At 64.0% G+C, this 19,278-nt stretch carries 19 protein-coding genes and 1 riboswitch; of the genes, 10 read left to right on the plus strand and 9 right to left on the minus strand.

From position 1 onward, the window contains the following. The first annotated feature begins 7 nt into the window (after nucleotides 1-7). On the plus strand, nucleotides 8-2,341 hold the full coding sequence (locus tag CSC67_RS10085) for a sulfatase-like hydrolase/transferase (protein WP_118994409.1): 2,334 nt from the start codon (nucleotides 8-10) through the stop codon (nucleotides 2,339-2,341). An 11-nt stretch (nucleotides 2,342-2,352) separates the two neighbouring features. Here the strand turns inward: CSC67_RS10085 and CSC67_RS10090 are convergent, their stop codons facing one another. Beyond that, nucleotides 2,353-3,543, minus strand: a complete 1,191-nt coding sequence (locus CSC67_RS10090) for an FAD-dependent monooxygenase (protein ID WP_118994410.1) — start codon at nucleotides 3,541-3,543, stop codon at nucleotides 2,353-2,355. Nucleotides 3,544-3,648: 105 nt separating this feature from the next. Further along, nucleotides 3,649-4,698 carry a gentisate 1,2-dioxygenase gene (gene gtdA, locus CSC67_RS10095; RefSeq protein ID WP_118994411.1) on the minus strand — a complete coding sequence of 350 codons (1,050 nt, stop codon included), beginning with the start codon at nucleotides 4,696-4,698 and terminating at the stop codon, nucleotides 3,649-3,651. A 217-nt stretch (nucleotides 4,699-4,915) separates the two neighbouring features. Here gtdA and CSC67_RS10100 point away from each other — a divergent pair, with 217 nt between their 5' ends. The 4 genes from CSC67_RS10100 (at nucleotide 4,916) to CSC67_RS10110 (ending at nucleotide 7,869) form a co-directional block, all read left to right on the plus strand. Beyond that, nucleotides 4,916-5,884 carry a LysR family transcriptional regulator gene (locus CSC67_RS10100; protein ID WP_245220193.1) on the plus strand — a complete coding sequence of 323 codons (969 nt, stop codon included), beginning with the start codon at nucleotides 4,916-4,918 and terminating at the stop codon, nucleotides 5,882-5,884. A 79-nt stretch (nucleotides 5,885-5,963) separates the two neighbouring features. Further along, nucleotides 5,964-7,325 (plus strand): MFS transporter, encoded by a 1,362-nt coding sequence (locus CSC67_RS10105; protein WP_118994412.1) that lies wholly within the window; start codon nucleotides 5,964-5,966, stop codon nucleotides 7,323-7,325. 169 nt (nucleotides 7,326-7,494) lie between these two features. Beyond that, nucleotides 7,495-7,617, plus strand: coding sequence for a hypothetical protein (locus CSC67_RS21650; RefSeq protein WP_280813190.1), 123 nt, complete (start codon nucleotides 7,495-7,497; stop codon nucleotides 7,615-7,617). A 9-nt stretch (nucleotides 7,618-7,626) separates the two neighbouring features. Then, on the plus strand, nucleotides 7,627-7,869 hold the full coding sequence (locus CSC67_RS10110; protein WP_118994413.1) for a hypothetical protein: 243 nt from the start codon (nucleotides 7,627-7,629) through the stop codon (nucleotides 7,867-7,869). 21 nt (nucleotides 7,870-7,890) lie between these two features. Here the strand turns inward: CSC67_RS10110 and CSC67_RS10115 are convergent, their stop codons facing one another. Beyond that, nucleotides 7,891-10,131, minus strand: a complete 2,241-nt coding sequence (locus tag CSC67_RS10115; RefSeq protein ID WP_118994414.1) for a TonB-dependent receptor — start codon at nucleotides 10,129-10,131, stop codon at nucleotides 7,891-7,893. A 301-nt stretch (nucleotides 10,132-10,432) separates the two neighbouring features. Here CSC67_RS10115 and CSC67_RS10120 point away from each other — a divergent pair, with 301 nt between their 5' ends. Then, the gene (locus tag CSC67_RS10120) at nucleotides 10,433-11,002 is read left to right on the plus strand and encodes a hypothetical protein (protein WP_118994415.1); all 570 of its coding nucleotides are present in this window, start codon (nucleotides 10,433-10,435) and stop codon (nucleotides 11,000-11,002) included. A 54-nt stretch (nucleotides 11,003-11,056) separates the two neighbouring features. Here CSC67_RS10120 and CSC67_RS10125 read toward each other — a convergent pair whose 3' ends face one another. Then, a complete protein-coding gene (locus tag CSC67_RS10125) occupies nucleotides 11,057-11,605 on the minus strand; it encodes a CinA family protein (RefSeq protein WP_118994416.1) in 549 nt (182 codons plus the stop codon). Continuing rightward, entirely contained in the window at nucleotides 11,602-12,063 is a 462-nt protein-coding gene (locus tag CSC67_RS10130) for a hypothetical protein (RefSeq protein WP_118994718.1), read from the minus strand. Before CSC67_RS10130 ends, CSC67_RS10125 begins: the two co-directional genes overlap by 4 nt. A gap of 103 nt (nucleotides 12,064-12,166) precedes the next feature. Here CSC67_RS10130 and CSC67_RS10135 point away from each other — a divergent pair, with 103 nt between their 5' ends. Next, a complete protein-coding gene (locus CSC67_RS10135; RefSeq protein WP_118994417.1) occupies nucleotides 12,167-12,733 on the plus strand; it encodes an NADPH-dependent FMN reductase in 567 nt (188 codons plus the stop codon). Nucleotides 12,734-12,742: 9 nt separating this feature from the next. Here CSC67_RS10135 and CSC67_RS10140 read toward each other — a convergent pair whose 3' ends face one another. After that, nucleotides 12,743-13,318, minus strand: coding sequence for a TMEM165/GDT1 family protein (locus tag CSC67_RS10140; protein ID WP_118994418.1), 576 nt, complete (start codon nucleotides 13,316-13,318; stop codon nucleotides 12,743-12,745). 16 nt (nucleotides 13,319-13,334) lie between these two features. After that, a riboswitch (yybP-ykoY riboswitch) is annotated at nucleotides 13,335-13,514 on the minus strand. Between the two features lie 256 nt (nucleotides 13,515-13,770). Here CSC67_RS10140 and CSC67_RS10145 point away from each other — a divergent pair. From CSC67_RS10145 to dbpA, 3 genes are all read left to right on the plus strand, one after another. Further along, nucleotides 13,771-14,646, plus strand: a complete 876-nt coding sequence (locus CSC67_RS10145; protein WP_118994419.1) for a pirin family protein — start codon at nucleotides 13,771-13,773, stop codon at nucleotides 14,644-14,646. Nucleotides 14,647-15,282: 636 nt separating this feature from the next. After that, nucleotides 15,283-15,912, plus strand: a complete 630-nt coding sequence (locus tag CSC67_RS10150) for an FMN-dependent NADH-azoreductase (protein WP_118994420.1) — start codon at nucleotides 15,283-15,285, stop codon at nucleotides 15,910-15,912. Nucleotides 15,913-16,002: 90 nt separating this feature from the next. After that, nucleotides 16,003-17,385: an ATP-dependent RNA helicase DbpA gene (gene dbpA, locus CSC67_RS10155; RefSeq protein ID WP_118994719.1), complete on the plus strand. Its 1,383-nt coding sequence runs from the start codon at nucleotides 16,003-16,005 to the stop codon at nucleotides 17,383-17,385. Between the two features lie 75 nt (nucleotides 17,386-17,460). On the opposite strand, the gene CSC67_RS10160 is transcribed toward dbpA, so the two are convergent. The 3 genes from CSC67_RS10160 to CSC67_RS10170 are packed head-to-tail and all read right to left on the minus strand — an operon-like array spanning nucleotide 17,461 to nucleotide 19,118. Then, nucleotides 17,461-17,673 (minus strand): hypothetical protein, encoded by a 213-nt coding sequence (locus CSC67_RS10160; RefSeq protein WP_118994421.1) that lies wholly within the window; start codon nucleotides 17,671-17,673, stop codon nucleotides 17,461-17,463. After that, nucleotides 17,670-18,323 carry a GTP cyclohydrolase II gene (gene ribA, locus CSC67_RS10165; protein ID WP_118994422.1) on the minus strand — a complete coding sequence of 218 codons (654 nt, stop codon included), beginning with the start codon at nucleotides 18,321-18,323 and terminating at the stop codon, nucleotides 17,670-17,672. Before ribA ends, CSC67_RS10160 begins: the two co-directional genes overlap by 4 nt. A gap of 36 nt (nucleotides 18,324-18,359) precedes the next feature. After that, nucleotides 18,360-19,118 (minus strand): RNA polymerase sigma factor FliA, encoded by a 759-nt coding sequence (locus CSC67_RS10170; RefSeq protein WP_118994423.1) that lies wholly within the window; start codon nucleotides 19,116-19,118, stop codon nucleotides 18,360-18,362. Nucleotides 19,119-19,278 lie beyond the last annotated feature (160 nt).

The raw sequence follows: 19,278 nt of genomic DNA on the forward strand, positions 1-19,278 counted from the left end.
ATCGAACATGACAATAACTCCGCGCCGCAAATTGCCCGGCCTGCTCCTGACCACCGCGTCCGCTCTCATGCTGGCAGGCTGCTCCAGCGGCGGCAACGATTCGAAGCCCGCGCCGCCGCCAACGGCCTCCAACATTCTGTTCATCGTGCTCGACGACCTCGGTCTCGACCAACTGACCTCTTACGGCTACGGCGGTGCGGTGCCGCCCAAGACACCCAACCTGACGGCCATCGCCAAGGCGGGCCTGCAGTTCCGCCAGGCCTGGGCCATGCCCACCTGCACGCCCACCCGCGCCACGTTTTTCACGGGCCGATATCCGTCCAACACCAATATCCTGAACGCGGTGGTGTCGACCGACCTGGCCAATTCCGAGATTTCACCTTACGAAGTGACGCTGCCCAAGCTCTTGCGCACCCAAGGCTATGCCAGCGCGCTGATTGGAAAAATGCACCTGACGGGCACCGACCTGGGCACGGCCGCCAACCTGCCCTATGGCCACCAGACCATGTGGAAGCTGGGCTGGGACTACTTCGACGGCTATCTCGACGGCGCCCCCTATCCCATCGACACCCGCGCCGGCCTCAGCAACGTGGCCGAAGGCACATACAAATGCGGCTTCGTCTCGAACACGACGATGGACCCGGCCAATGGCGCCGATTTCGGCGCCTGCTATGCCGCGACCGGCGGTTGCGAGTCCATCGCCCGCGGCGAAGGCATTGCCACGCCGGGCCGCAGCTGCATGGAACGCGGCGGCATCTTCGATCCCGGCCAGTCCTGCCAGGCCACCCCGCCCGGCCACCTCGACTTCAGCGCGCAGAACGGCTACTACACAGGCGAGTTCATCCAAAGCTGGGCCGACGGCCGCACGCGCAAAACCACGGCGGCCGACCCCTCGGCGCGCGGCTACCGCAGCACCATGGAAACCGACCGCGCCGTGGCCTGGGCCAGCCAACAAGGCGAGGACAAGCCCTGGATGATGTCGGTGGGCTATTCGGCCATCCACGCCCCGCTGCAAGTGCCGCCCTTGTCGCTGATTTCGGAATCGACTCCGGGCCGAAACGACAACCTGCTCTGCTCGCCCGCCAGCGATATCGAAGGCGTGCCGGGCCAGATCACCGCTACCATCGACGCCCACATCATCACCAATCTGATGGTGGAGGCCATGGACAAGGAAATCGGTCGCCTGCTGGTCGAGCTGAACCTTGCCGCCTGGAACGAAGACGGCACACTGAACTACCAGCCCGAAAAAACCAATACCCTGGTGGTCGTCATGGGCGACAACGGCACCTACGTCAACAGCGTGAAATTCACCGAGCCGGGCCGGTTCGATCCCACCCGTGCCAAAGGCTTCGCCTACCAGACCGGCGTATCGGTGCCCCTGCTGGTGGCCGGCCCCATGGTGAAAGACCCCGGCCGCGAAATTTCGCACCAGGTCAGTTCACCCGATCTTTACCGATTGTTCGCGGAAGTCGCCGGCGCCGATGTGGAAACCGAAGTACCGGCCAGCCGGCCGGTGGACGCCCAGCCCATGCTGGCCTATCTGACCACCCCCGGCCAGGGCCCCATCCGTTCCTTGAATTTCTCTGAAATGGGCACGAACTTCACCAATCCGGCCACCACCCTTACGCCGCAGCCTTGCGTGGTGGAAGCCGCCAATGTGTGCTTTACCATCTTTCCCAACAAGGCCTTGTGCGAAGACCAGAGCGGCGTCTGGTACGGGGCCGACTCCGGACTGGCCGGCGTGCCCGCGGAGGGCTTCAGCCAATGCGGCCAGGTCATGTCCTACCGCAAGGCGCTGGATGCCGGCGACCAAACCGACGTCCTGCCCGACTCGCAAAAGGCCGTCAGCGACGGCCGCTACAAGCTGGTGCGCCTGAACCGCAAGACCTACACCACGGACACCGCCAACCCGATCAACGCGACGTATCTGGACAACCAGAATACCGACGAGCTCTATCAGATCGACATGGCCGTGCCCAACCCGACGCTGGACCGAAGCGGCAGCGCCATCGCCATCGGCTCGCCCACCATCACCGACCCGCTGCCCGCCGAGGCGCAGCAAGCCTACGCCAGGCTCAAGGCCGAAATGGACGAACGCGATCAGGTGGCCAGCTACAACTACCAGTACGATAAGCTGCACTGCCCGGGCGACGGCAACCGCGACGGCGTGGTCGACCAGGCCGACCTGGACAACTGGGCCGAGCTCAGCCGCTTGAACCTGAACAACGGCGTGGCGCAATCGAGCTGGTACGACTTCAACCATGACGGCAAGACCGACGCCGCCGACCGTGCCATCATCGAGGCCGGCCTGGGCGCGGCCTGCGCGCTGAGCCCCGCTTGAGCGGGGCGCGCTCAAGCCACGGCCTGCGACTCCTCGCCCCGATAAAGCCAATCGACTTCCCAGGGGATATGCACGTCGCGGCGCCGGGCCAGTTCGTTGCGCAGCAGGCGTTCCCCGCCGCGTGCATGCACGATTTCGCCGAACAGCCGGGCGGTGGTGATGACCCTGGCGGTCCGGTTCAGACGCTGCGACTGGTAGCGCAGCATGGCCTGATTGACATCGTCGGGCCGATGCGCCATTTCGCGGGCTAGCGCCATGGAATCCTCCATGGCCATGATCGCCCCCTGCGCCAGGTACTGCAGCGTGGCGTGAGCAGAATCGCCCAGCAAGGTCACGTTCCCGTCGGTCCAGTTCGTCGCCGGCAGCAGATCGTGCAGGCGCCAGTTCTTTTCCAGGGCAAAATACTTGAGCATGTCGCGCACTTCGGGCGCGCACTGATCGTAGGCGGACGACAGCTCGTCGGGGGTGCCGTATTCGGCTTCGCCGCGCCCATACGCGGGGCTTTGAAAGGTCGCCACATTGTTCATCACCGTGCCGCCCCGCAGCCGGTACTGAACGATATGGCAGCCGGGGCCGCCGTAGATCACCATCGAGTTCAGGTGGTCTTTATTGCTTATCTCGTCCACCGGGACCAGGCCGCGATACACCACATAGCCCGTGGGCCGCGGCCCGCAATCGTCGACGATGCGCGCGCGAGTCCTGGAGCGCAGGCCTTCGCATCCGATCATCGCCTTGGCCTTAAGGCTGCGGCCGTCGCTGCAATGGACCAGCACATGGCCGTCGTGGTTCTCGTAGTCGGTAACTTCGCCCTCCTCGAAGGAAAAGTTCCGCTCGCGGCGGCAGGCCTCGATCAATGCCGCATGCAGGTCGCGGCGATGCACCACGAAATAAGGCAGCTTGTAGCGCTCGACGAAGCGGTCACTGAGCTGGATGCGCGTGATCTCGCTGAGATCCACCGCATCCATGAGAATGAGCGCGTCGGGATAGAACACCTGCGGTTCGAGGATCTCCATCACCCCGAGTTTCTTGAGGATCGCGTGGCCATTGGGAGCGATCTGGATGCCGTAGCCGATTTCCCCGATTTCGGGGGCCCGCTCCAGCACTTCGACCGGAAAGCCTTCTCGCGCCAGGGCCAGCGCGGCGCATAGGCCGCCTATTCCCCCTCCGGCCACCACGATCGGCAATCCACTTTGAGAACTCATGGACCTTTCCTCCTTCAACGCTCGCCCGCATGGCAGGGACGACGACGCCTCTGAGGCCGGAGCCTCATCGGCATCGGGTCAAATCAATCAAGAGAACGCGCTGGCTCAGCCGATCTGGTCGCGCCAGAGATCCAGCGCCTGTTGCGCCGGCCGGTCGGAATAGCTGAACAGCACCACGTCGTCGGCCGCGTCGATCTCGAAGCGATAAGGCATCCACGAAGGACAAATGAAGACGTCCTTGGGCTCGAACCGCAGGACCGTGTCTCCTACCACGCAGCGTCCCGACCCTTCTACCACGACATAGATGGTCGAATCGGTGGAGCGGTAGGGGCGTCCCTTGAACCCTTTGGGCATCAATTGCATGAACTGGCCCATGGTGGGCATGGCCCATTCGCCCGTGACAGGGTTGGTGTATTGCAGCTTGTAGCCCCAGCATTCGTGCTCGGTGCCATGCTGAAGCATGGTTTCCAGCGCCTCGCGGGTGCGCTCGTACGGGTACCAGAACAGGGGCGAGGTGCGGGAGCGCGGCTTGTATTCCACCGGCTTCATGGTGTTGCCGAACACGGCCAGGTTGGTTCCCGCCTCGATGGAGGTCTGCTGGCTGTCCTCGGAACCCCGTTCCATGAACTGGGCGTCGAACAGCTCCACGATGGCCAGGTCGAGGCCGTCGAGCCACACCATGGGTTCGTCCGACGGGTTTCCGTGGTCGTGAAAAGTCCAGGAAGGCGTAATGACGAAGTCGCCCACGTTCATGGCGACTTTCTCGCCCTGGACCGCGGTATAGGCGCCCGAACCGGACAAAATGAAACGCAGGGCCGACTGGGAATGCCGATGCGCCGGCGCGACCTCGCCCGGCAGGATGAGCTGCAGGCCCGCATACAGGCTGTGCGTGATGCGCGTCTGGCCACGCAGGCCGGGGTTCTCCAGGACCAGGACGCGCCGCTCGGCCTCTTTGGCGGAAATCAGCCCGCCCGCCTCCAGCAGCCAGGGATAACTGGTGGCCCATTTCCATACGTGCGGCAGGCACGGCGTCTGGGGAAAGGGTGTCACGATGCCGTGCAGGACTTCCCAAAGCGGCGTCATGCTGGCGCCGTCGATCTTTTTGTAGAAGCTTTCGCGATCGGCGATATTGCAAGCTGGCTGCGGTGCATTCATGTTCGTCTCCTTGCCGGACCGCGTCCTGGGCGGTTTTGGGCCGTGCACGGGCGGGCGGCTGCCTTTTGCCCCCGGTACATGGCTGCTTTGATAATGGAGTAAAGTTTCCGGGATTACCTTTCCTCCCGCAATAAGCCGAGCCAAATACCGCATATTGTGAATTTTTATGGAGAGGGCGCCCCGCCTCTCGTCCGAGCCCCTACCGGGAACGTCCATCATGGCGCATTCCAAACTGGATCTCTATGATTTTTTGTTGTTGAGGGAAATTCGCGCTGCGCGAAGCGTGACCGGCGCGAGCGAACAGATAGGGCTCAGCCAGCCCGCCGTCAGCATCCGGCTAGGCCGCTTGCGCGACCATTTCGACGACCCCTTGTTCGTACGCACGTCCGAAGGCATGATGGCCACCCCGTTTCTCGAGAAGCTGCTGCCCCATATCGAGCAAGCCATCAATCTGCTCAACCCGGAAGGAGGCTCTTACAAGCCTTTCGACGCCGACACATCCAGCCGCCGGTTCCGCCTCGGATTGAGCCATGTGGCGCAACTGGTCATGTTTCCCGAGATCGTGGCCGCACTGAGGCGAAGCGCGCCCCTGGTCCAGCTCGATTCAGTGGATCTGGATCCCTCGACCGGCAATCTGCTGGAAAGCGGCAAGCTCGACCTGGCGATCGGCTACACCATCGACCTGCATCATGGCTTTTATCAGCAGCGGCTGTTCGCCGAAAACTATTCCTGCATTGCGCGCGCGGACCATCCCAGGGTTTCGAAAGCGCTGACCCGGAAACAATTCCTGCAAGAGCAGCATCTGGCCCTGGTGGCGCCCACCACGGGTCACTCCCGGCTGGACAAGGCGCTGGAGGAGCGCGGCGTCCAGCGCAAGGTGGCCGTGAGGGTGTCGTCGTTCCTGGGGCTGGAGCGCATCATCACGTCGACCGACCTGCTGGCCATCGTGCCCTCGCGGCTGGCCCGCACGCTCGCTTTAGGGGGCCGCATACTTCCGCTGGAGCTGCCTTTTCCTTCGCTGTCGTACGAGGTACGGCAATACTGGCACGAACGCTACCATCACGACGCCGGCAACAGCTGGATGCGCAAGCTGATCTTCGACATGTTCACCAATCTGCCGCCGGCTTTCACTTATCAGGCCGACGGGCGCACGGGCAGCCCGGATCCGGCGTCGGCGCCGGGCTGAAGTACAATACTGCCCTTTCGCAGGGAAGTTTCACCGGCCGTGGTCCGGCCCTCTGCGCGCCGCCTTCTCGAGCTCTTTCATGTCCACTACCACCTCGACCGTCCGGTCCCCGGCGCAGCCCGCCAATTCAAAATCCCGCGTCATCCTGGCCAGCCTCATCGGCACCACCATCGAGTTCTACGACTTCTACGTCTATGCGACGGCGGCGGTGCTGGTCTTTCCGCACCTGTTCTTTCCGCCCGGAAACGAGACCGTCGCCCTGCTCTCCTCCTTTGCCATTTTCGGCGCCGCCATGATTGCGCGCCCCCTGGGCGCCGTCTTCTTCGGACACCTGGGCGACAAGGTGGGACGCAAGACGACGCTGGTGGCCGCCCTGCTCACCATGGGCATTGCGACCTTCCTGATAGGCCTGCTGCCCACCTATCACGCCATCGGCTGGTTTGCGCCGGCGCTGCTGGTGCTGCTGCGGCTGGCCCAGGGCTTCGCGATCGGCGGCGAGTGGTCGGGAGCCGCGCTCGTGGCGACCGAGAACGCGCCCAAGGGCAAGCGGGCCCTGTACGGCACGTTTCCGCAATTGGGCGCGCCGCTGGGCTTCATCATTGCCAACGGCCTGTTCCTCATCGTCGCGGCCCTGATGCCCTCCGACGATCCGTCCCGCCCCTCGCAGGCCTTCCTGGATTGGGGCTGGCGCATTCCCTTCCTGTTCTCGGCCATCATGGTCATCGTGGGCCTGTGGGTGCGCCTGCACTTGGTGGAAAGCACGGCTTTCTCCAAGGCGGTGAACACGGGCAAGGTGGTCAAGCTGCCCCTGCGCGAAGTGGCTCGCACCCACTGGCGCGAGCTGATTCTGGGCACGTTCTACATGCTGGCCACCTACGTGCTGTTCTATCTGATGACCACCTTCTCGCTCAGCTATGGCCGCGCGCCGGTGGATCCGGCCGTGGGACAGCTTTCGGGTCTGGGATACAGCTATAACGATTTCGTCATGATGCTGATCGCCGGGGTCATGTTCTTCGGTGTGTTCACGCTGCTGTCCGGTCCCTGGGCCGATCGCTTCGGGCGCCGCAAGACGCTCATCGCCGTCACACTCGTCATCATCCTGTTCGGGCTGGTATGGACGCCGCTGCTGAACGCCGGATTCGTGGGCGTCATGGCATGGCTGATCATCGGCTTCAGCCTCATGGGATGGACCTTCGGCCCCATGGGCGCCCTGCTGCCCGAACTGTTTCCCACCAACGTCCGCTACACGGGCTCGGGCATTTCCTATAACGTCTCGTCGATCCTGGGCGCGGCGCTGGCCCCCTTCGTCGCGGTCTGGCTGTGGGACATGGGCAAAGGCAGCCCCACGCTGGTGGGCCTGTATCTGTCGGCCATGAGCGCCCTCACCCTGCTCGCCCTGTTGCTCGGCAAGGAAACCAAGGAAGTTGACATCACCGACTGACGTCCGAAAGGCTCGGACAGGCCGGCCCGCAAATGCGGCGGCCTCTTTGCGCCGATACGGATCCGGCTCAAACCATTCCGGATCCGGCTCTTCTCTCCCCGGGCACGCCAATTGCTGGTGCTGCCGCCAGTGTCAACCCGCTTTACCACTCACTGTCAGGGAGATCGTCATGTCGCATGAAAGCATTCCACTGATTCTGTATGCCCTGGGCGTAGCGCTGCTGCTTGCCGTCGCCTGGGTCGATTGGGCGGACCGGGCCAATGAAATGTCCGCCGCCTCTCGCAGCTCCTGAGGAAATGCCATGACCCAATCCGACTCCAAAGACCGGGCCAAGGCGGCCCGGGCCGCGCGTGAACAGGCATCGTCCGGAACCAAGCGCCCCGCCCACGACGAGAGCAAGCGGCCGGAGGCCGAAGACGCCAAGGCGACCCGCTTCGACGGCGACCCGAACCCGGTCGGCGCATCGCGCTCGGCATTCAAGCCGCAGGACGACACGCCCGCCGTCCTGGACAAGAAAAGCGGCCCGCGCACGGGCCGCGCTTAGCACCGTCCAGGGGCCTGGCGTTCAATAGCGCAGATTGGCGCTCAGTATGACCTGACGGCCGGGCCCGAAGTCGGCGTGATGGACGCCGTTGGTGCGGCTGTAGTATTTTTTATCGCCGATGTTCAGCGCATTGAGCTGCAGCGCCAGGTTCTTGTTGAGCTGGTAGGCCGCCATGGCGTCGAAACGCCAGTACGAGGGCATATAGACGGCATTGGCCCCGCCGCCCGCGCCGCCCTGGTTGCCGCCGAAGCGCTTGCCCACGTAGTAGGCGCCCGCCCCGACAGTCAGCGCGGGCATAAGCTTGTAGGTGGTCCACAGGCTGAAGCTGTGCTTGGGCGTGTTGGCCAGCGGATCTCCTTCGTTGACCCCGCTGTAGGCGCCCCGCAGCAGTTCGCTGTCCATATAGGTATAGCCGCCATACACGCCCCATTTCGGCGTGATCTGGCCCGCGATGCCCAGCTCCAGGCCTCGCACCCGCGTCTTGCCCGCCTGCTCGAACACGTCGGGCTCGATTTCGATCTGGGCATCCTTGCGATCGGTCTGAAACAGGGCGGCGGTCAGGCCCAGGCGTTCATCCAGCACATTCCATTTGGTGCCCAGCTCGATGGTGCTGCTTTTCTCGGGCTTGAGCTCGCTCATGTCCTGAACGATGCCCTCCTGGTCGCCGCCGCTGACCGTCGGGGGCGTCGACGCCGTGGCATAAGACACATACACGCTGCCGTTGGGGGCCGGCTTGTAGACCAGGCCCAACTGATAGTTGAAGGTATTCCAGCGGCTGCTGCCTTCGACCGATCCGCCGCGTCCGCTCTGCGATCCCGAGATGCGGTAGCGGTCATAGCGCAGGCCGGCGTTGACCTGAAAGGCCTCGGACACGTCGATCGTGTCGAATAGATAGACGGCCTGAGTCGAGGAATGGGCGTCCAGGCTCAGCGGCGCGCGCTCCACCGAACCCGACCAGGGGTCGCTCGGGTCGGGAGACAGATAGGGCGTGCAGTCCATCTCGCCCGCGCCGAACACCGCCGGGCAGGCCCGGCCGGACGTCGTGGCAATGTTGTAGCTGGCATTGCGAATGGTTTCGCGCGAGAGCTCGATGCCGAAATTGAAGCGATGCTTGAGCTGTCCGGTATCGGCCTGGCCGTTCAACTCGGTCACGTTGGTCAGCATGGTGCTCTTCTGCCAGCGCGACTTGGTGCCGCGCTGCAGCCAGTACTGGCCATCGGCCGGGTTCATCAGAACCGTACCGTCGCCGGGATTGGTCACCACATAGTCGTTGACGGTTTCGCCGTAGCGGATGGCATTGCGCAGCGTCAGCCGCTCGCTTAGGTCGTGCTCTATCTCGATGGTGCCGATGTCGGCCCGGGTCTTGCGGAAGTCGCGATCGTACAGCCCGTAGAAGGTGTCGCGGTCGACGTCCAGTATGCCCGTGTCGCCGGCGGACAGCTCCGGCGCCTTGCGGGCCGTCGGCACGCCATAGTCGGGCATGTCGTCGGTGTTCAAGTGATAAAAGCTGAATGTGAGCCGGGTGGGCGTACCCAGGCCCAGCGACAGCGAGGGAGCGATGCCCAGCTTCTCGTAGTCGACCTGGTTGCGGCCGGCCACATTGCCCTTCGCGCCCAGCACGTTCAGGCGAAAGGCCGAGCGGTCGTTGAACTGCCAGTTTCCGTCCATGGTGGCGCGCAGATATCCATCACTGCCGTAGCCGAGCGAACCCTCGGTGAAGCTGCCCAGCCTGGCCCGCTTGCTGACGAGGTTGATGCTGCCGCCGCCAGACCCCCGGCCGCCATAGGCCGAATCGGCGCCGCGCACGACTTCCACCCCTTCCAGATTGAAAATTTCCCGCGTCTGGCCGCCGGGATCGCGTATGCCGTCGACGTAAATACTGCCGCCCGAAGAACTGCCTCGTATGAAGGGCCGGTCGGCCAGGGGCTGTCCGCCCTCGCCCGCGCCAAAAGTGATGCCGGGAGAGTTGCGCAGCACGTCTTCCAGCGAAGTGGCGGCGCTGTCCTGAATGACCGCGCGCGGAATCACCTGTACCGACTTGGGCGTGTCCACCAACGGCGCGGTGAATTTGCTTTGGGACGCCTCGGGCGTCATGTAGGGACGGTCGTCCACGCCCCTGACGGTCACGGGCGACAGCAGGGCCGGCCTTTGCGTGCCGCCGCTGCCCGCGGATGTCTGGGGATTCGCCTGAGCGAACACGAGATGGGGGGTGGCCAGAGCAAGGGCCAGGGAAGACCCAAGCAGGGTCGGGGTGGGGCGCATGGTTGCTTTCTCCTCGCGATTCTTACATTTTCCTGAATGAGATTAATTCTCATTTAGAATATTAACTTGAAATATGTGGAAACGAGGGAACATCCATACGAGCAACAGGGATAAACGCGTTGGAAAAATCGGCGGGATGGCCTTGAAACAAGGGCGCATGGCCCTATACAGCGTAGACGGCGAGCGCGCTCCCCGCCGGTCGACCAGGCATGGCTACGGCATGATTATTGCTGTGTTCCTTGTATGGATGCCGCGCTGGGGGCATCCCCGGCAGCAAATACACGAAGAAGGAGGATGCAGCATGGCACTGATCGTAGCCGCCCGTTTCGATACATTCGAGGATGCCGAAAGAGCCGCCGCCTCGCTCATGAGCGAAGGCGTGACGGGAGATGATTTGCACACCTTCTTCGTCAATCCGGCCGGATGGCACGACCGCTTCCCGTTAGGGGGTGATCGCGCCGCCGACCCCAACTCCAAAGGCGCGCCCGCGACGGCGGTCGCCGGCGCCGCCATCGTGGGTCTCGCCGGCGCGGTATTGGGCGGGGTGATCGGCTGGCTGTTCGCTCATTCCACCCTGCCCGTCGTGGGCGGCGTGGCCGTGGGCGCTTATATCGGCTCGCTGGCCGGCGCCATGTATTCTCTTGGCCGCCCGCGTCGGCGGGGCCGCTTCGAAGCAGCCCGCGCCAAGGCCACTGAAGGACGCCGCGCCGGAGTCTTGCTGGCCGTCCATACCACGCCTGAACACCAGTCCGAAATCGCCGCCCTGCTGCGCAATGCCGGAGGCAAAGAGGTGGAACGCGCCCACGGGCGCTGGAACCAGGGCCGCTGGGAGGATTTCGATCCGCTGCGCAGCCCCCATCCGCAGCAGTGAGCCAGGTTCCTGCCGGCGGCGAACGCCGTCCGGCGGGCTTCGAATCGTTTCGATCTAGGAAAACGAAGCGCCCGTGCGGGCGGCAATCGTTTGTACGGCGCCATCCCGTAACGCACCGGCTTGTTGGAAATACCGCTGTATGCCCTGCAGGGCATACAGCGCGCTGGCCTCGCGGATCTCGCTGCGGTCGCCTGAAAAGCGCCGCGTCTCCGAGTACAGCGTCGGCGCGCCGCCCTTCCCGTCCCGGAACGCCCAGGCGAAGCATTGCGTGCCAGCGGGGATCTCGTCGTCGCTGTCGTCTGCAAGGCCGGTGTTGGCAATGGCGACGTTGGCGCGGCGGCTATTGGCCATGGCGCCACGCGCCATCTCCAAGGCAACCGCCTCGCTGGTCAGATTATGTTCCCGCAGGGTCTGCTCGCTGACTCTCAGGCACTGTTTCTTGGCTTCTGGCGAATACACCACAAAGGCGCAATCCAGCAGCTGCCCAGCTCCCGGAACATCGGCCAGGCGGGCCGCGATGAGTCCCGCCGTGCAGGACTCGGCGGTCACCAGGAGCAGGCCGTGGTCCTGCATGAAGCGCGCCACGGCGCAAAGCTCGTTCATTGGGGATTGGTCGCCGCGTTGTTGGGATGGGTTCTGACGGGGCCCGCCACCATGCAATTGTTGGCGATGATGTTGCTGACCGTGGTCTGCTGCCCATTGACGGTCTGGACGACGTCCTGGGTCAGCATATTGCCGTGGGTCTCGCCGACAGTGTCATAGTTGAACTTGTCGGTCGTCCAGGTGTAGCCGTTGCCGCGGAAAGTATTGCCCACCATGTCGGCGTTGCTGGCCGTGGCGCGCGTCAGGTCCACCGCCTGAGTGTTGTAGATGACCTTGGCGGCCAGCGCCTCGCCTCCCTGGAAAGTGTATTGCACGGTCAAGGGCTGCTGAGCGCCCTGGGGACCGCAGGCGTAATGCACCGTCTTTTGCGAAAGCTGGGTCGCGTCCCTCGGGGTCGTGCAGGCGGCCAGCCCGGCGCATAGAAGAATACCGGTCGTGGCGATGAGCGTTTTATTCATGGCTTTTTCCTCGAAGTTGTCGCATCGCTTTCCCAGCAAGTAGCGCGCCCGGCAGATGTGTAGAATGCGGATTGGGTCACTCAATACACCTGGAGATCGAAATATGTCGCTCAAGCTTCAAGTCATTATCTGCAGCACCCGGCCCGGCCGCGTAGGCCCCTCGGTCGGCACGTGGTTCAAGGATTTCGCCGCCCGGCACGGCAAGTTCGACGCCTCGCTGGTCGACTTGGCCGATTTCAACCTGCCTCTTTACGATGAGGCCAATCATCCGGTGCAGCGCAAATACGAAAAAGAGCACACCAAGGCCTGGAGCGCCAGCGTCTCGCAGGCCGACGCCTATGCCTTCGTGACGCCCGAATACAACTACGGCCCGCCGCCCTCCTTCGTGAACGCCCTGAACTACGTCTATAAAGAGTGGAATTACAAGCCCTGCGGCTTCGTGAGCTACGGCGGCGTCTCGGGCGGCATGCGCGCGGTGCAGCTGGAAAAGCAGCTGGTCACCACGCTGAAGATGATGCCCATGGTCGAAGGCGTGGCCATTCCCATGGTGGCCACGCTGCTGGACGAAAACCGCAAGTTCAAGTCCAACGAGCTCATCGACACGGCCGCGAACACCATGCTGGACGAACTGCATCGCTGGGCCGAGGCGCTCAAGACGCTGCGCGCCTGACCTCTCTCGCTAGAACAGGCCCTGTCCCACCCCGGACAGGGTCAACACGCCCAGCACTGCGAAAATGATCGCGGCCAGGGTATGCACCAGCTTCATCGGCACGCGCTCGACGAACTTCCGGGCGATCAGCACCGCGGGCACGTTGGCGATCAGCATGCCCAGCGTCGTGCCCAGCACCACCGCCGTCACCGACGCATAATTGGCCGCCAGCGCCACCGTCGCCACCTGGGTCTTGTCCCCCATCTCGGCCAGAAAGAAGGCGACCAGAGTGGCGCCGAAAACGCCCATCCTGCCGGCCGACGGCGCAGCGTCGTCGTCCATCTTGTCGGGTATCAACACCCAGGCGGCCATGGCAATGAAGGACAGTCCCAGCAGCCAGCGCAGGGTCGACGGCTCGACCGCCGTCGTGATCCATGCTCCCAGCACGCCGGCCAGGCCATGATTCACCAAGGTGGCACAGACGATGCCCGCGATGATGGGCCACGGACGCCTGAATCGCGCGGCAAGAATGAAAGCCAGCAGTTGCGTCTTGTCGCCGATCTCGGCCAGCGCGACCACACCGGTGGAAACGAGGAAAGCTTGCATTGTGTTGAATATCCATAGCCGGCGTTGCACGATCGACCACCAGGCCCCGGCCGACGGCGGGATCCAGCGGTCAAAAGTCTTGCCAGGCTACTGCGGACGAAAGGCCCGAGCTGTTTGCGCCATGGCCCTGTGCGGCCAAGTATGTTGACGCAGACCGCCCCATTGCGGGACGCGGCTACTCCCTGATGACGGGGCGATTGTACACCATCGTAAAAAACGCGCACCGCCCGGCTTACTTCAACTGCGGGGCGCCTCCGGCCTGTTTCCGGTAGAACGCGCCAGACCCCATCATTCACCCACCGGTGCAACAATGCGTTCCCAAAAGCGCTCTTCTGCGCCGCTCAGGCGGTCCATATAATGAAATCGTGAACGAAACCGTGTCGCCGAGACCGTCAAGGGCCCAGCTTCCAAGCCGCCGCGGTCCCGCCGGCCCCTTCCAGCGAGAAAACACCATGAGCACAGCCACCCTCCAATCCGAACGCGTCGACCACCCGCGCAGCATAGAGCGGCTGGTCGCCGGCATGCCCACCTCCGACGGCGCCGGCGTCAAGCTGACCCGCGTCCTGACCCAGGACCTGCAGCGCAGGCTCGACCCCTTCCTGATGCTCGACGCCTTCGGCAGCGACGAGGCCGACGACTACATCCGCGGCTTCCCCGACCATCCCCACCGGGGCTTCGAGACCGTCACCTACATGATCGCCGGGCGCATGCGCCACCGCGACAGCTACGGCCACGAGGGCCTGCTGCAGAACGGCGGTGTCCAATGGATGACCGCGGGACGCGGCGTCGTCCATTCAGAACTGCCCGAGCAGGAGGCGGGCCGGATGGAAGGCTTCCAGCTCTGGCTGAACCTGCCGTCCCGGGACAAAATGACCCAGCCCTGGTATCGGGACATCCAAAGCGAAGAAATCCCCGAGGCCCGCGTCGGCGACGTCCGCGTCCGTGTCATCGCCGGCTCCACCCACGGGATGGAAGGGGCGATGCAGAGGGCCGTCACGGAGCCCCTTTATCTGGACATCCACTTCGAGGGGCCTGATATCTTCCGCCAGTCGCTGCCCGCGGCGGCCAACGCCTTTGTGTACGTCTACCGGGGCAATGTCCGGGTGGGCGACGAGGCCGTGGGCGAGCAAAGGATGGCGATCCTGCGCAACGATCCCGATTCGGACGGGGTGGTTCTGCAAAGCGACGGCCCGGCGCGGGTCCTGCTGATCGCCGGCATGCCGCTGCGCGAACCGATAGCCCAGCACGGGCCTTTCGTGATGAACACGAGGCAGGAGTTGATCCAGGCGTTCGAGGATTTTCAGGCCGGGATGTTCGGGGCCTCCTAACTTTCAGGGCCTTTTTGGGATCTCTTAATTTTGGGGGTCTCTTAACTTCTAGCCCCGTCCCTGTGCTGCGGGGGGGGGGTGCATTGGAGCAAGGAGACGGCTCGCGTGCGAGGCCACAAAATTCGAAATCTTGAGGCGTGGGGTGGGTTTGTATTTTGGGCGACGTCCGAGCAAGCCGAGTACCCTGTCATTTTCGGGGAGGCAAGCCCGCAACTGTTTGAACGGGCACGCTTGGCGGACCACTGGTCCGCCGCCCGTGAGTTTTGCGGGCGCCCCGAAAATGATAGGGTAGGAGGGAAGCCCGGCAAAGCCGGGCCGCAGCGAGCGGCGCCCAAAATACAAACCCGCCCCGCGCCGGCTTAAGTACTCCAAGCCCCCACGCCCCCACATGCATATCCCCCCGGCGGCAATGAACACAAGACATCCAAATGGGCCATACCCATCCAAAAACACAGCATTAAACCCAAAAATGGAACAACAAGTTCCGAGACGACCGGCTAATCAAGCCAACTCCTATTGGCTACCATTTTCCTTACTAGCTTCAGCCTTTGACAAAAAACCGCCCCTGCAACGGGCCGCCGCCAACGCGGCAAGCGCAAAGACCACGAGCCAAACAAACATACCGGGGAACCATCCATGACAACCAAACTGCTGCACATCGACTCCGCCATCACCGGCGACGCCTCCGTTTCCCGTGAACTGACCCGGCGCATCGTCGACCACTACGTCGACACCCAGGCCGATATCGAAGTCCAGTACCTCGACCTCGCCGCCCAGGCCCCCTCCCATCTTTCCGCCGACTCCCTCGGCTTTCGCCTGCCGCCCGACGCCGCCGAACTGTCCGACATACAGCGCCGCGAGAACCAGCGCTCTGAAGCATTGATCAGCCAGTTCCTCGAAGCCGACGTCGTCGTCGTCGGCGCCCCCATGTACAACTTCACCATACCCAGCCAGCTCAAAGCCTGGATCGACCGGCTCGCCCAAGCCGGGCGCACCTTCAAGTACACCGAGAACGGCTCCGTGGGCCTGGCGGGCGGCAAGCGGGTCATCGTCGCCTCCTCCCGGGGCGGCGCCTATTCATCGTCCGAGCAGGGCCGCGCCCTCGAGCATCAGGAAAGCTACCTCGAGACCATTTTCGGTTTCTTCGGCATCACCGACGTCCAGTTCGTGCGCGCCGAAGGCGTCAACATGGGCGCGGACGCCAAGCAGAACGCCATGAATAAGGCGATCGGTTCCATCACGGAACTGGCCGCCCTGGCCGCCTGAGCATAATGTGGACCGGGCTTGCCTAACTCTAAGCAGCCGGGGCTGGCCCTGCTAAAATCGGCCTTCTTCAGCTATTTGGCAAGCGGCACCGTGAGCACCTCCCTTTCGTTCAGCAGCACGGCGCTCTCGCGCCCCGTGCTCGACAACCTCGACCAGCTCGGCTACGCGCGGATGACCCCCATCCAGGCGCAAAGCCTGCCGGCCATCCTGGAAGGGCGCGACCTGATCGCCCAGGCCATGACAGGCAGCGGCAAGACCGCCGCCTTCGGCCTGGGCATCATGCATACGCTCAAGCCCGCCTGGTTCGGCACCCAGGCGCTGGTGCTTTGCCCCACGCGCGAATTGGCCGCCCAAGTGGCTCAGGAGCTCAGGCGGCTGGCCCGGCATGCCGGCAACATCAAAGTGCTGGTTCTGGCGGGCGGCGCCTCGCTCGAACGCCAGATCGATTCCCTGCGCCATGGCGCCCACATCATCGTCGCCACGCCCGGCCGCTTCCGCGACCATCTGCAGCGCAACACCGTCGACCTGTCCGGCCTGCGCACCCTCGTCCTGGACGAGGCCGATCGCATGCTGGACATGGGATTTCACGACGACATGGTGGACATCGCCGCCGCCTGCCCGCGCAAGCGGCAGACCCTGCTGTTTTCCGCCACCTATCCGGACAACGTGCAAAGAATCGCCGCCCGCTTTCTGCGCGACCCCGTCGAAGTGCGCATCAAGGCCCTGCTGCCCGAAAGCCGGCTCGAAGAACATTTCTACGAAGTCGAGGCCGACCAGCGCCTCGCCGCCGTGGCCCGCCTGCTCACCCACTTCCGCCCCGTCTCCACCCTGGCATTCTGCAATACCAAGGCCGCGGTCCACGAGCTGGCCGAGTTTCTGCAGCAAAGCGGTTTTTCGGTACTGGCCCTGCACGGCGACCTGGAACAGCGCGATCGCGAAGACATACTGGTGCAGTTCGCCAACCAGAGCTGCTCGGTGCTCGTGGCCACCGACGTCGCGGCGCGCGGCCTGGACATACAGTCGGTCGACGCCGTGCTCAACGTCGAACTCGCGGCCCAGCCCCAGGTGCACGTGCATCGCATCGGCCGCACCGGACGCGGCGGCACGAAAGGCCTGGCCCTGAGCCTGGTTTCGCCGCAGGAACGGCATCGGGCCCAACGCATCGAGGAATACCAGGGCAAGCCCCTGCCATGGCGGCGCCTGCATTCCCTGCCCCGCTCGGCCGGCCGGCCGCCGGAGGCGCCCATGATCACCCTGTGCATACAAGGCGGCAAGAAGAACAAGCTGCGGGCCGGCGACCTGGTCGGCGCGCTGACCAAGGACGCCGGGCTGCCCTTCGACAGCCTGGGGAAAATCGACGTGTTCGATTTCGTGACCTTCGTCGCCCTGAAGCGATCCATTGCCGACGAGGCTTACGACAAGCTGGCCAACGGCACCATCAAGGGCCGCCGCTTCAAGATGCGCTTCATGTGAAAAAGCCGGCTGGCCGCCGGCTATTCGAAAACAAACAGATGATGGAAAAACGCCGCGCCTTGCGCCCGGGGCGGATCAGCCCAGGTTTTCCTTCACCCACTCTTCGCACTCGACCGCCAGGCTCATGACCTGCCGGGCGATCTGGGCTTCGGAGCGGCCCGCCGCGCGCTGTTCATCCGCATACGCGAGCAGGCTTGCATCGGTCGGGAACCAGTCGAGCTCGGGCTGTATTTCCAGTCCGTCGACGTGGCGGACATTGCCGTTGGGAAGAATGTACCAGCCGCTCATTGATCGGGCTCGGTCAGGGTGGTTTTGAGCCAATGCCCCAGCTTGGCGGCCTTGGTCTGCAGATATCCCTCGTTGTGCGGATTGCGATTGACCTGCAAGGGAAGGCGTTCGACGACCTCGATGCCGATGGCCCGAAGCTGGTCGACCTTGCGCGGATTGTTGGTCATGAGCCGCAAGCTGGCCACGCCGAAGTGATCGAGCATGGGCTTGCACACGTCGTAGCGGCGCATGTCGGCCGGGAAGCCCAAGTACTCGTTGGCCTCGACGGTGTCGAAGCCCTGGTCCTGCAGGTTGTACGCGCGTATCTTGTTGAGCAGGCCGATGCCCCGCCCCTCCTGGCGCAGATACAGCAGCGCGCCTCGCCCTTCGGCGGCGATGGCCTTCATCGCCGCTTCAAGTTGGGCGCCGCAGTCGCAGCGCTGGCTGAACAGGCCGTCGCCGGTCAGGCATTCGGAGTGGATGCGCGCCAGCACCGGCTGGCCGTCGCCGACGTCTCCCAGGGTAAGGACGACATGCTCCTTGCCCGTGTCGGGCTTGATGAAACCATGTAGCTGAAATACCGCCCAGGGGGTCGGCAGATTGCAAGATGCGACGTAATCCAATTTTTCTTCCGGTGTCTGGCCCCGCGCGGGGAGAGCGGGCCGCGGCATGGCGCCGGCTCTGTGCCCGCAGATAGAAGATTAACACTAGATGAGCTTGCTCTCGGCGTAGCCCTCGCTGGGCTCCACATTCCACGCGTTGGCGGCCAGAAAGGCCCTTATGCGGCTCACCGCCTGCGAGCGAAGCTGGGATACACGGCCTTCGGTCACCCCCATGGCCAGGCTGATCTCCTTCTGGTTGAGATCGTGCTCGAACTGCAGCGACAGCAAGAGCTGCTCGCGCTCGGGCAGCGCCTGAATCGCTTCGACCAGGGCCGAACGCAGCCCCTGGGAAACGAGCCGCTCCAGCGGATTGTCCCAGGCGGACAGCTCCGGATCGGCCGCAGCGTCGGCGCCGTCCCTCGTGTCGCCCGGACTGCGCGCCAGGTCTTCATAATGAATGACCTGGACGCCGCGCGCTTCCTCGAGCATCTCCTGGTATTGCTCCAGAGACATGCCGAGCTCATCGGCCACTTCGGCCTCGGAGGGCGCGCGCAGCAGTCGGTGGTTCAAGTCGTGGATCGCCGCTTCTATCTGCCTGGACTTGCTGCGCACACTGCGCGGCAGCCAGTCCTGACTGCGCAGCTCGTCCAGCATGGCGCCGCGTATGCGGGTGGTCGCATAAGTTTCGAACTGGGCCTCGGCCATTTCGCGATAGCGCCGCGCCGCGTCCAGCAAGCCCATCATGCCCGCCTGCATCAGATCGTCGAGTTCGACATTGGCGGGCAGCCGGGCGACCAGCTGCAAGGCCACTCGACGCACCAATGGGGTGTGCTGCCTGACCAGCAGGTCTTCGGAGTTGAGCATTCGTGGACGAAAAACAGGCAAAGACGACATGCTGTATTTTCACCCGCCGCTTGCCGTGGAACGGCCGGATCAAATAGGACTTTAGCGCCCTGTTCAGGCTATTGGGCCGCGCCGCCCATAAAGTATCGGCGCCGCAGGCCGTTACACCCATTGTCAATAC

The sequence above is a fragment of the Pusillimonas caeni genome (genome assembly GCF_003545815.1).
GTDB lineage: Bacteria > Pseudomonadota > Gammaproteobacteria > Burkholderiales > Burkholderiaceae_B > Pusillimonas > Pusillimonas caeni.